At 30.9% G+C, this 12,482-nt stretch carries 12 protein-coding genes and 2 pseudogenes; 5 read left to right on the top strand and 9 right to left on the bottom strand.

All coding sequences use genetic code 11. The features are described from left to right. The first annotated feature begins 241 nt into the window (after positions 1 to 241). The 4 genes from ACZDYH_RS15375 to ACZDYH_RS15360 all read left to right on the top strand — a co-directional run bounded on the left by ACZDYH_RS15375 (position 242) and on the right by ACZDYH_RS15360 (position 3,200). Positions 242 to 607, top strand: coding sequence for a hypothetical protein (locus tag ACZDYH_RS15375; protein WP_102956059.1), 366 nt, complete (start codon positions 242 to 244; stop codon positions 605 to 607). A 93-nt stretch (positions 608 to 700) separates the two neighbouring features. Then, positions 701 to 1,828, top strand: a complete 1,128-nt coding sequence (locus ACZDYH_RS15370) for an alpha/beta hydrolase-fold protein (RefSeq protein WP_434714523.1) — start codon at positions 701 to 703, stop codon at positions 1,826 to 1,828. A gap of 70 nt (positions 1,829 to 1,898) precedes the next feature. After that, positions 1,899 to 2,306, top strand: a complete 408-nt coding sequence (locus ACZDYH_RS15365; RefSeq protein WP_033687745.1) for a DnaJ family domain-containing protein — start codon at positions 1,899 to 1,901, stop codon at positions 2,304 to 2,306. 78 nt (positions 2,307 to 2,384) lie between these two features. Beyond that, the gene (locus ACZDYH_RS15360) at positions 2,385 to 3,200 is read left to right on the top strand and encodes a YwqG family protein (RefSeq protein WP_434714521.1); all 816 of its coding nucleotides are present in this window, start codon (positions 2,385 to 2,387) and stop codon (positions 3,198 to 3,200) included. A gap of 722 nt (positions 3,201 to 3,922) precedes the next feature. Here the strand turns inward: ACZDYH_RS15360 and ACZDYH_RS15355 are convergent. Further along, positions 3,923 to 4,318 carry a RidA family protein gene (locus ACZDYH_RS15355; RefSeq protein WP_001169711.1) on the bottom strand — a complete coding sequence of 132 codons (396 nt, stop codon included), beginning with the start codon at positions 4,316 to 4,318 and terminating at the stop codon, positions 3,923 to 3,925. Between the two features lie 152 nt (positions 4,319 to 4,470). Then, positions 4,471 to 5,466, bottom strand: coding sequence for an LAGLIDADG family homing endonuclease (locus ACZDYH_RS15350; protein WP_434714518.1), 996 nt, complete (start codon positions 5,464 to 5,466; stop codon positions 4,471 to 4,473). Positions 5,467 to 5,759: 293 nt separating this feature from the next. Here ACZDYH_RS15350 and ACZDYH_RS15345 point away from each other — a divergent pair, with 293 nt between their 5' ends. Beyond that, on the top strand, positions 5,760 to 6,722 hold the full coding sequence (locus tag ACZDYH_RS15345; RefSeq protein WP_326303762.1) for an MBL fold metallo-hydrolase: 963 nt from the start codon (positions 5,760 to 5,762) through the stop codon (positions 6,720 to 6,722). 63 nt (positions 6,723 to 6,785) lie between these two features. Here the strand turns inward: ACZDYH_RS15345 and ACZDYH_RS15340 are convergent, their stop codons facing one another. From ACZDYH_RS15340 to ACZDYH_RS15310, 7 genes and pseudogenes are all read right to left on the bottom strand, one after another. Continuing rightward, positions 6,786 to 7,709: a hypothetical protein gene (locus ACZDYH_RS15340; RefSeq protein ID WP_000721081.1), complete on the bottom strand. Its 924-nt coding sequence runs from the start codon at positions 7,707 to 7,709 to the stop codon at positions 6,786 to 6,788. 219 nt (positions 7,710 to 7,928) lie between these two features. Further along, positions 7,929 to 9,054: pseudogene (gene dnaN / locus ACZDYH_RS15335) on the bottom strand (DNA polymerase III subunit beta). A 30-nt stretch (positions 9,055 to 9,084) separates the two neighbouring features. After that, complete coding sequence (locus tag ACZDYH_RS15330; protein WP_000757601.1) at positions 9,085 to 9,528, bottom strand: NUDIX hydrolase; 444 nt, start codon at positions 9,526 to 9,528, stop codon at positions 9,085 to 9,087. Between the two features lie 279 nt (positions 9,529 to 9,807). Further along, a complete protein-coding gene (locus ACZDYH_RS15325; protein ID WP_000706904.1) occupies positions 9,808 to 10,233 on the bottom strand; it encodes a GNAT family N-acetyltransferase in 426 nt (141 codons plus the stop codon). Positions 10,234 to 10,412: 179 nt separating this feature from the next. Beyond that, positions 10,413 to 10,712 (bottom strand): annotated as a pseudogene (locus tag ACZDYH_RS15320) (cadmium resistance transporter); the annotation flags it as partial. Between the two features lie 138 nt (positions 10,713 to 10,850). Further along, the gene (locus ACZDYH_RS15315) at positions 10,851 to 12,059 is read right to left on the bottom strand and encodes an L-lactate MFS transporter (protein WP_006929696.1); all 1,209 of its coding nucleotides are present in this window, start codon (positions 12,057 to 12,059) and stop codon (positions 10,851 to 10,853) included. Between the two features lie 279 nt (positions 12,060 to 12,338). Continuing rightward, positions 12,339 to 12,482, bottom strand: coding sequence for a hypothetical protein (locus ACZDYH_RS15310; RefSeq protein ID WP_000653680.1), 144 nt, complete (start codon positions 12,480 to 12,482; stop codon positions 12,339 to 12,341).

The raw sequence follows: 12,482 nt of genomic DNA, 5'->3' as shown, positions 1-12,482 counted from the left end.
GTTCATAAAACATTCAATATTAACAACTAGTTTATATAGGAATTCTAATGAGAAGAAAGAAGTACATATAATAGAATGATACAGGGGAGGAGAGAGGAATAGCTGTTTTACTTTAAGTTATTGTCCAACTCGAATACAGTTAGTTATTTATGTTAAAATATTTCGAGTGAAATCAAGCTTTTAAGGATTTCATTAAACATTAAACAAAACAAGTTAGCAACATAGAAGGGATAACATTAACATGAAAAACGTATCAAATATAGATAAAGTAGAATCAATAAAATCTTTACAGTCAACAATTAGTAAACTTGAAAATGCCTTATCACAGATGACTCAAAAAGGATCAAATACTACTTTAGTGAAAAAAAGACTCAAAGCAGCTAGTATCGGCTTAGCTATGTTAGAAAGTGTTTGGAAGCAAGAAACTCATCATTATACTCAGGAAGATTTAGCAGAAGCTCGTAATGTTCTAATTGGTTTGCTTCCATCAATTGAAAAGATTTACGTTAGGTCAAAGCTTGGGAGTCCTCAAAGAACGCTTTTAGAAAGAAGAATAAAATCATTAGAACTTTCTATTCAGGCAATTGATTATTTTTCTAATAAATAACTTCGCTAAACAAATAACTTACGACTACTTTTATATAGGGATTCTAATGAAAAAAACTACATATAGAATAAATACTACAAAGGAGAAAGAGAGGTGACTACAATAATCAGTCCTAAGTTAGAGAAGCTTAAAAATCAATTAAAGAATGGAAACAAAAAAGCTCTTTATACTTTTTTGCATGAAATCAAGTCAAATCACACGCCACTAATAGAACAATGCCCTGCAGATAATCAGTATAAACTTATAACGTATATATGGTTAGGCGATCAAAATACTGAAAATGTTTATGTATTCGGTAGTTTTCCTGGTTGGGATCTGTCTGTAAATCAATTACAACGATTGTTACAGACAGATATTTGGTATGTAACGTTTAGGACGGATAAGAGTTTTATTTCAACGTACTATTTTTCAGTAAACGATGTTTTCGAAAATGATTGGATAAAGCGTAGTGAACAGTACGAAATAGACCAATTTAATCGAAATACATTTGGAGAAGGTACCAATAAAGCGTCTGTGTTAAACATAGGAATGGAGGTGCAATATAGCAGTCGTTTTCCTTCAAATGATTATCCATCCGGAAAGATTGAAACATATTCTTTTTATAGTTCGATTTTAAATAACACACGCAAAATTCATATTTATACGCCTCATGATTATTCTCACACTTCACATATTCAAGAACTTCTCATTGTATTTGATGGGAATTCATTCATTAATGACCTTTCAATCACAAAAACACTTAATTATTTAATTTACGAAAAAGAAATCCCATCGTGTATTGCTGTTACTATAGATCCTGTTGATCGATTAGAAGAGCTAACTTATAACGATAAAATGAATACATTTTTAACAAAGGAATTACTTCCGTGGATTCAATCTAATTATCACGTTTATCAAGAAAGGAATCATACAACAATTGCTGGTTTCAGTCTTGGTGGCTTAGCAGCTTTTTATGCAGCACTTCAAAATCCACATATTTTCGGAAATGTGTTGTCAATGTCTGGATCCGTACATTGGAAAAAGGACGATTATGAAAATGCAATTCCTTGGATTGAAAATCAAATTTCATTAATAGATTCTAATGCAACTCACCTCAATACTTACATAGCAGTAGGTGAACTTGAAAACGAACCTCTTTTAACGGCTAATAGACGGCTATATAAAGCTTTAGAAGAAATGAAACACCAAAACCACTTACGAAGAGTTTCAAGGCGGACATGATAGCGTATGGTGGCGAGAAAAGCTATTCGATGGGTTAAGGGCATTAGAAAATAAAAAGGAGAGAGAATCTATGAATCAAGAAGAACTAGATAAAAAACTAAAAAAGCAAGAGATTTTAGTAAAAGATGAGAAAGTTTGGTCCTATACGTATGAAGATCATATTAGTTCTATCGTTAAAGAAGCAGAAAAGAAAGGGTCTTTTGATCATTTACCTGGTAAAGGGAAACCTCTTAATCTTGATAAAGATCTTTCGTACAATCCTGAAAAGCAACTTTATAGAACTTTAGCAAATAATCATGTTTTACCTAGGTGGATTGAGCTTTCAAAAGAAATTGACGATTTAAAAGAAAAGCTAAAAGAAAATACAAATACTGCAGAAGCAGCGGATTTAATTCGAACTATTAATAAAAAGGTATTAGAACATAATCTACTTTGTCCACCAAGCGCGCAAAAAATGAGGGTGAAAATGGATTTTTAACGATTTTCAATTAAGCTATCGCTTGCTATATAATTAAGTTAGGCATTTTCAATTCATTACTAAAGGGAGGCAAATGTAGTGAAGAATACGTATCAACTTCAAATTCCGAAAGAACTAGAACAGTATCGTAGTATTTTAGAAGAAAGTGTGAAACCGTATGTTAAAGTGTCTGGAACGCAAGCTGAGACAACTCTTTTTGAAAGTAAGTTTGGTGGATATCCGTATTTACCTATAGACCAAGAGCATCCTAAAGACTCAAACGGACAACCTATGATGCTACTTGCGCAGTTAAACCTTGAAGAAATACCAAATATTGAACATATGCCTCAACATGGAATGTTACAGTTTTTCATAAGTGCTGAAGAAGATCTTTTTGGAGCAGATTTTGATCATCCAACAGTCCAAAAAGACTTTCGAATTGTTTATCATTCTACAATCACAGCGGATTTAACTAAGGTGATTACTGATTTTAGTTATTTAAACACTTTAGATTTAGAGAATTTTATCATACCCAAAGCAGCAAAACTAAAGTTTGAGTTGGCATATCAACCAGTAACACCAAGAGATTATCGATTTGAAATGATTTTTAATGATAACATTGATTGGGAAGAAATTGTTGATGAAGAAAATAATACAGAATTAGGCGAACTGTATGATGATTTATGTAAGGATCAAGGACATAAAATTGGTGGTTATCCATTTTTCACACAGACAGATCCAAGGGAATGGGAAGAAAAATACCAGCAACATGACATATTATTGATGCAAATCGATACAGACGATTCATTAAATATTATGTGGGGCGATTCTGGGGTTGCTAATTTCTTTATACGTAAGGAAGATTTGTTAAATCTAGATTTTTCCAATGTCATTTACAATTGGGATTGTTACTAGAAGATATAAATAAAATAATAGCAAACAAAAAATCTTCCTGAAGGTGAGGAGGATTTTTTTATGTTAAAAATAAGCGTTATGTTAACTAGAATAAAAAACAATGAGTGTAATGAAAGTCAAGCCTAAATAACAGAAATAACAACAAATAATGTAAAGTTGTAAAACATGTGCAAATAGCAATTAATTCATTAAGTAAAACATAAAATAAAATTATTAATTTATATTTTGTATAGAAATAATTTTTCTGTATAAAAATTTCTTGCCAATCAAAAATGTTTTTAATTCGTTAAATCTTAAGCGATTATTGATTAAGATTTGCTGTGATGAATTTATAACAAATAAAAACGATAAAAACTGAAGAAATTTGTTTAGATAAGATTTAATGTAAATCTCACCAAAAATCTCCGTTTCGTCTCATTAAGTATAGTTTACTTGGGTTTTGATACCCGGTATTGCTTTGTTTCTATAACTGCCTATAATATATATTATGTTAACTAACTTTAAATAATAAACTTATTATAGGTAAGTTAGTTTTGTGATTAGCCTCCCCTCGTTCTTTTTAATCATTCTGTGTGATGGATTGTTTAGTTGTTTGTTTTATAAGTTGTTGATGAAAATGTCTCCAGATATAAATTATATTTAAGACAATAAAAAATGCAATTCGTTTTAACTGAACGCATTAAACGAATTGCATTGATATGATTACGAATAAGTTCTTAAAATTAGTTTGCTACAGCAATTGCTTCGATTTCAATTAATAAGTTATCGTTAATTAACTTTCTAACTTCTACAGCTGAACTTGCTGGTGGATTATTAGTGTCAATGTATTGATCTCGTATATCTCTAACAGTGGCCATTTGAGAAATATCTGTTAAGAAAAATGTTAATTTTATTACATCATTAAATTGTAATTCTAAAGTATCTAATGCACTTTTAATGTTTTCGAATACTTGTCGCGTTTGTATAGCTATATCACCAACACCAACTATTTGACCATCAGTATTGATTGCTACTTGTCCAGATATGTAAATTGTTCGTTTAGCGTTACTAACTTCAACTACATGTGAATATCCAAAAGTTGGTGGCATTGTTTCTGGATTGATAAATTTCTTTTGCAAGGTGTCTCTCTCCTTTTTTATCAAGACAATTGTAAAATCTATGTATTTACTATATTCAATCAATAAAATTAAGAATCCTTTATGATTTAAAAATTAAAAACCTTAGAATAACTATCTTCATACCTATTCTAAGGTTTTTTAGGATTTTATATTCAGTTATCGCTAGTGGACATTGTTAAATTAATCTTTTCATAATCTCTTTTAAATTGATTATCATTTTTTAGCCAACGTTTGAAAGCCGATTCGCTTATTTCTAAATTTGAACAAGTTGTAGCATTACATTTATTTTTCATATATTCTTCAAGAAAATTTTGTTTTCTTTGTTTAACGGCAGTTTGAGTTTGTTTTAATTTTCGATCTTGTAATTGATCTAAACTCAGACTTTCTTTCTGAAACACTTCATATTTTCTATGCAAATAAATACCTTTATCTTTATAAATCCACTTTGAAAATAATTGTATTGATTTTCTTCCAGATAAAATGACACGATAATGTGTATTTTGATTTATTAAATAGGAAGTTAAATTGTGATTTTGTAGTACCTGATTTAAAGAATTCATAAAGTTATATGATCCTCCTACAAAGCTTACTGTATAAGTTTCATACTTGACGTAACCATCCCCATCAAAATACCCACGAACAAAATGATGCAAATATTCTTCTGGTACTAAAGGAAATTCAATGTTAAAAGATTTACATGGCATGATTCCGTGAATATTCATTAGATCGTCTTTTATTACTTTGCTATTAATATTTAGCATATATACGTTTGTTTTTTTATTTAGATATAGTGGCTGGTTGGTGTTTAGTTCTTGTTTTATATCTTCTAAAATGTAATTTTCTTTTTGAGATATACTGACACATTGATTTTCTTTCTGTATAACACCATCTGCTGCTATAAACCCTAAAATATAAGCCATATTGTTTGACCACGTTTTAAAATAATCTTCTGTTATGTCATACTTTCTCTTCCAACTCCCTATAGCGCGCCTTGGTACGTTATTGTCTGATAAAACCATACGAATATACCTTGCAGACACATTAGCAAGCATGGCGATTTCTGAGGTGCTCTTCCCTTCTGCATACAAATGAATGATTTCCGATTTTGATAGTTTACATTTTGAGTTCTTTTTTCTCTCTATTTGCACTTACGTCCTCTCCTTCCTTTCTTTTATTAGAGATATATTTTCTTCTATAACATACAACGAAACATATGTTCTTTGTTACGTATAAGAAGGAATTTACTAAATAAAAACAATTTACATGTACTTAATATTTGTCTTAGCTGCTGTAGGATTTACATTTTATATATACAAATAATGAATTTGACAAATTTATGAAATGTACTGCATTTAAGGTGAAAGGTAAAATGATTTCGTTTAAACTACAAATAGCCACAATAACAACATACGTGAATTGTTAATCGTAAAAAGGAGAACGAATGAATAAGAAATATACAAATCAAATTCATACTGATATGAGTTTTAAACCGAAAGATATTATAAGTTTAATGACGGATTACTTTAAAATAAAATCAAAGCTGCGTCCTATAAAGGATTTGCCTATCGTTTTATCAAATAAAGATAATGAATCGTTAGAGAGTGTTACATGGTTTGGCCATTCTGCTTCTCTTTTGAAAATAGAAGGTAAAAAACTATTATTAGACCCTATGTTTGGAGATGCCTCTTCCCCATTTCCTTTGTTTAATAGTAAACGCTATAGTGGTACTTTTTCTTTAGAACGTGATGACCTTCAAGAAATTGATGCGATTATCATTTCTCATAATCACTATGATCATTTGAATTACAAAAGTATTATGCAGTTAAAAGATCGCGCAAAGCACTTTTATGTTCCAACTGGAGTTGCACAATATCTTATTAAATGGGGTGTTTCACCTAGTAAAATTAGTGAGCATAACTGGTGGGACGAAATTACATTTGATAATATTAAGTTAGTTTGTGCTCCTGCAAGGCATTTCTCTGGACGAAGTATGACAGATAGAGATTGTTCATTATGGTGTTCATGGCTTATTCTTGGTCAAGAGACTAAAATTTTCTTTAGTGGCGATAGCGGTTATGCCCCTCACTTTAAGGAAATTGGTGATAAATATGGTCCATTCGATCTTACATTGATGGAATGCGGACAATATGATCCGAGGTGGTCTGCGATTCATATGTTGCCTGAAGAAACTGTACAAGCTCATATTGATGTACAAGGAGAATTACTTCTTCCGATTCATTGGGGTGCTTTTACATTAGCATTACACGAATGGAGTGACCCGATAGAACGTGTTACGAAAGAAGCTAACCGTTTAGGAGTTAAAATTACAACGCCTCAAATTGGTGAATCTATTACGTTAAAATCTACAAATTATCCTTCATCCGCTTGGTGGAAGGAAATTTAATTTTAAAATATAAAAAGAGCGAATCCTCTTATAAAGAATTCGCTCTTTTTTCTGTATTTAAACTTATTTCACAATATTGGATTTCCCACTATCTAAAACTCTATTTGCTGGTACACTGGACATTTCAACCACTGTATTCATACTCTTATCAGTCAGTTCAATGAGTTCGGTTTCATGTTTTATTTTATTTAAATCCCACACCATCCCATGAAATTCATTATGCTGACCACTTACCTGTATAATGCTTTTTGTTTTATTTGAAGGCTGTATTTGAAGATTTGTAAATTGATTCCCACTAATTTCATTTGGCGTAGTTACTTGACTATCCATATAAATCATATTTACACAGTCTTCTAAAGAAAAGTTCATAAAACGATTGGCATTTATCCAAGCTTGTCCGGTGCTCGGTTTTTTTGCTACTAATTTTAGTCCGGTTTCCATTCCTACAATTTTAATGTTTTCGAAGTTAACAAACGAAATTTCATTTTCTTTTCCAGCAGAGTATAAAGAAATTCCGGTACCTTTATTCGTTTCCGTCCAATTAATAATATTTATATCTTTTATTTGTGTTTTGTTCCAAGTGTTATAATATTTATTTTTACCGTCTAAATAAATAACTTCAGAGTTAAATTTAGGGTCGTCAATAGCTATATACGCTCCTTCAATGGATGCGTTGTTCTCCAGTTCTAGAACTCTAAAGTTTCCCTCAACTACAAATTGGGATCCATAACCAAATAATAATTTCACACCTTTTTTAACAATGATTGGTGACGTAATTTTATACTTCTTATCATCAAGTAATACCGTTTTAATTTTACTAGATTCTGCTTTATTAATAGCAGATTGTATTTTTATTGAATCATTTTCCCCTTTAAAGTTTTCTACATACAAGTTAGTACTTTTAGCTGCATAGTCTTTTTTATTGTATTGATAAAAAGCAAAAGTAATTAAAACTATACCAATGAGTAAAACAATTATTTTCTTCATCATACTCACCCCATATCGATTAATCTATGGCTTTTATATTGAGGTTATTATTATTTTGCTTTGTATTTCAGATTACCATTGCTGCTTTGTCTATGAATTATATTATGTAGGAATTAGTAAACTGTTTGCTTTACTAATACATCATTCTTATAATGTATTGATTTATGATTTCATAAAACAAAAGTCTGCTTGTACATAATGTAATCCCTTCCTCTATCCCTAATAAGCTCTTACTGGTGATATAAGATGTACTGCTGCAGATTTCTGCTTCAATCAATATCGGTCTCATAGAACCACCAAAGCTTAAAGTAATCGTTTCTTCTTTTATTGCTCTTAAAGCATCAACCATAAAACGCCCATCGAAAGATATATTTAATTGTTTTTCACCTTGAATCGCATCTATTTGTTGCGTTTCGGATATTTGCCCAATTTGAGAAGCATTTGAAGAAATTTTAATTGTAGATTCGTTTATGATTTCTAAGTTAACATTGTTATTGGCCCATTCACTTGCTAATAAACTTGATCGGTCTACACCTTGTAATATCTTTTTTCTATCTATGTTAATAATCGTTTTAAAGTCGTTCGGAATAAGATTAGAAATATTAGGATATTTCCCTTCGATTAGTCTTGAATATAATGTAGTTGTTCCGAGCGTAAATATAATATGACTCTCTGAAAGATAGATATATACGAATTCTGAATTGCTGTTCATTAATTTTAGAAGTTCACTAATGGTTGCGCTTGGTACAATACAATTTGCTTTTACATCTGAGGAAAGCAATGTTTCACGTATCGCTAGTCTATGTGAGTCAGTTGCAGCACAAATTAACTTATTATTAGATAACTCTATATGCACCCCAGTAAGAACAGGTCTAGATTCATTTTTCGCTACCGCAAAGACTGTTTGTTTAAATACTTCAATCAATTGCTCTGTCTCTACTTTGATTTCTGCATGATTGTCTATAAGCGGTACATTCGGAAACTCATCTGCAGGAAATCCATTTAAACTTAATGTGATTTCTTCTGATTGTATCGTAATTAATTGCTCATTCTTACTTTTTATTGCTATATCACTTGGCATTTTCTTTATTATTTCAATGAAATACTTTGCAGGTACAACAATAGTTCCTGCCTTTAAAATAGTTGCAATCTTTTCGTCTTCAATTGAAACAGGAATGAATTTTTCGATAAAAATATTCGAGTTACTTGCGATTAAAGTAATTCCAGATTGATCTGCAGTTATTTTTATACCAGATAATATAGGAATTAAAGATTTTGTTGATATTGCTTTACTTACTTCTGAAAGTGCTTGAGTGAATTGTTTGTGATTAACGATAAACTCCATGTTTTCCCCGCCTTACATGAGATAATATTTTTATGAAGATTGATGAACGATTGTTCCGTTAAAAAAATAAGGTACTGTTTCTTTCTTTTGTAATAAATCTAGTAAATGTTCTGGTATGCGTAAATATGGAGCTGCTATATGTAATTCCATCCAAGTAATCTCTTCAATTTCTTTTGGCCTTGATATATATGTCTCTCCGCCAATTATTTCACCTAGAAAATTAAAGAAAATTGCATGATGATCTCTTTCCTCGAAAAAGGCTTCGCTGATAGAACAAATCCCTTTTACGTTTATATGTAACCCTGTTTCTTCTTTTACTTCTCGAATTACTGCTTCTTCCAATGTTTCTCCTAATTTAACTGCGCCACCTGGTAATGTATAATAAGAACCATTTTCCCCTTTGTTTTTTACCATTAAAATCTTTTCATTAGTTTTATCGTACAAAATCGCGTATGTAACATTAACTTTTTTCATATGTACCTCCTCTATTTTTAATAAAAGGAATTTTCTGTCTTCTATTCATTCTACCATTAACTCCTTTTAATATATATAAGTTAGTTAAGTCTTGCCTTTACCACTATTGGTGGAGTTAATAAGAATAGGCTACTGATATAAAAAAAGAACGTACCTTAGGAAGATTATCCAAAGTACGTTCTTGCAGTTTTAGAATAAAAATTGATTCAATTAATACTGAAATTAATAATAACCTCGCCCTTATTGCATGTGTATTCCAAATACTAATGTTAACAAATTCTATATACTTTTTAGCCGTTTTTCTAAATAATAATGATTATGTCCTTTCGGATGATCTTCACTTACTCCGATTACTTTATATCCATGCTTCTTATAAAAATCAGGCGCCTGAAAACTAAAAGTATCTAAATTGATTAACCTGCACTCTTTTTCAATTGCAAATTCTTCAATAAGTTTTATTAACTTGGTTCCGTAACCTTCATGTCTATATTCTTCAGAAACCCATAGAAAGTCAACGTGTATATGGTGCCAAAAAGTTATTGCTGTTACCCCACCTACTATTTCTTCTTTTTCATTTCTTACTATGAAACTAACCTTTTCTGAAGGTGTTTTTTCTTCATCTGCAAGATATTTTTGATTGTATTCAATTACTTTCTCTCTTATGTAATCACTATCTTCTTGTACCCACTGCTGTACTATTTTCATTTTAAGTGTCACGCTCCTTTTAAAGTATCTATTCAATTTAATAATCGTAATATCCTGTCTAACTCAATAGTCGTAGTGCACTGTTTCATTTCACTAAAATTTTAAAAAACCGCACTACATTTTATCTGTAGTATGGCTTTTTACCGCGTTTGATTCTTTTTAATTCAAGTTTCAACATATTAGTACAATAATTCAATTGTATCACTGCGAAAAAGAATGAACATTCCTAAACCAATTAGAACAATTGGAACAATAATATGACAATTGTTCTCAAGTACTTTAACTAGAATAGGAGCTCTTATCAATTTGTAGCTAATAAAACACCATATCGCTATCATGGAAAAAAAGATCATTAATGTAACGATATTTGCTTCCAAGGATTGACTAGCGAACATTGGTATATAAATTGAGATATTGTCAGCTCCATTAGCCAATGTAATCGTAGCTACTTTAAATAATGACTCAGAAGTGTTATCAATATGAATATTCTACGTATCTGCTACTTAGTTCATCAAGAAATAAACAACTTTATTGCTTCTCAAATCATTTCATTTTAAATTAAATAACTCTATTCTCTCTATACTAAAAAGAGCCCTATATTAGGACTCTTTTTAGTATTAAGCTACTTTCCGATGTAAATGTTTTAGTTCCTTTTTCTTTTCTACATTTGGTGGACGGATTAATATTGAAATAATGAAGGAAATAACACTTAAAATACCGATTATAATGAAAGTTGGTTGAAATCCCCCAAGTATCGCTCCAATAAATGATCCTGCAAGCGCACCAAATCCAAAACCTTGGTAGACAATCCCGTAATTTGTACTATGGTTTTTTAATCCAAAAAAATCTCCGACAATAGCTGGGAATATAGTTATATTACCGCCGAAGCAAAAGGCGACACTTGCTACACAAGCAAAATAGATTCCGTAATTTAGCGGAATAAAACTTAAAGTAAAGACTGACAAACCTATAATAATAAACGTTGCAGAGACAATTTTCATTCGGCCGATTTTATCTGATAACGTCCCAAGAATGATTCTACCTACTGTATTAAAGATCGCAATCATAGCAACGGCGTTTGCAGCGGTTGCTGCGCTAAGTCCAACAAGTTGTACGCCGATATCTTTTACCATACTGATTAAATACAAACCACCCATACACGAGGTGAATAACATAAAAAATAGCAGATATACTTGTTTCGTTCGCATCATTTCACGCGGAGTATAGTCATTGTGTAATGTTTCAGTTACAGCATTACTTACAATTGCCTCACGTAAGAAGAACGATCCGATTAACACTAAAAGTAACACGATAATACCCCAATATAAAAATGCTTGTGATACACCAAGGTTATCGATAAGATTTCCGTTTATATATCTAAAGATTAAGCTGCCCATTCCATACGCTGATACAGATATACCTGAAATAAGCCCTTTCCGATTTGGAAACCATTTAATTAAATTAGATAGTGATGTAATATAAGCTGTTCCATCCGCATAACCAACAACGACACCAGCTAATAAATATAATAGTGGTAAAGAAGAAACTTGTGAACTAAGTATTAAGCCGAGTCCTAAAACAATTCCTGCAGTAGCAATAAGTTTTCGAAGTCCTAATTTTTTCTGCAACTTGGCTGCAAATAAAGTTGAGAATGATAAAGAAAAACTTGTTATGGAGAAAGTTATCGCTACTGAATTAAGATTCCATCCAAACTTACTTACAAGGGGTTGATTAAATAAACTCCATGTATAAATTGTTCCAAGGCCAATTTGAACAATGATTGTACCTAGAACAATTAGTAACGGATTTATAGAAGTTTGTTTCATACTAACTGTCCCCTTCTTTTATCTTGACATGAATTTTCACAGTTAGTATATCCATCATAAATTGCAAGATACTGTACGGAAAATGGTAATTAAGTTCATATACACAAAAAGACACTTCATAAAGAAGTGCCTTTTGCAGGTTATATCAGATGTTTCTAAAGAAAGCTTTGTTAAGATAAGCCATTTTCAAATGCTTATGTATATATGTTATCAAATAATTTCTTATATGTGATGAGACTTAAGACGTATTTTTCATTCATCATATAGTCGGATGAAAAATTAATATTCGATTTCATCAAAATCTTTCGGCTGCGGTACAGTTTGCATATTAGCTGCATCTTTAGGATCGCTATAAATCGCATTTTGCTCTGTATTTACATCTTTTATATTTTGTTTTTTATTTTTGTTCACTTTATCTTTCAC

This window comes from Bacillus sp. EB V-12, from assembly GCF_056158125.1.
This window is presented reverse-complemented; position numbering and strand designations above follow the sequence as displayed.

Coding starts and splice junctions, on each gene's coding strand:
- ACZDYH_RS15375 (WP_102956059.1), top strand. CDS start 242: ATGAAAAACGTATCAAATATAGATAAAGTAGAATCAATAAAATCTTTA.
- ACZDYH_RS15365 (WP_033687745.1), top strand. CDS start 1,899: ATGAATCAAGAAGAACTAGATAAAAAACTAAAAAAGCAAGAGATTTTA.
- ACZDYH_RS15345 (WP_326303762.1), top strand. CDS start 5,760: ATGAATAAGAAATATACAAATCAAATTCATACTGATATGAGTTTTAAA.
- ACZDYH_RS15340 (WP_000721081.1), bottom strand. CDS start 7,709: ATGAAGAAAATAATTGTTTTACTCATTGGTATAGTTTTAATTACTTTT.
- ACZDYH_RS15330 (WP_000757601.1), bottom strand. CDS start 9,528: ATGAAAAAAGTTAATGTTACATACGCGATTTTGTACGATAAAACTAAT.
- ACZDYH_RS15325 (WP_000706904.1), bottom strand. CDS start 10,233: ATGAAAATAGTACAGCAGTGGGTACAAGAAGATAGTGATTACATAAGA.
- ACZDYH_RS15315 (WP_006929696.1), bottom strand. CDS start 12,059: ATGAAACAAACTTCTATAAATCCGTTACTAATTGTTCTAGGTACAATC.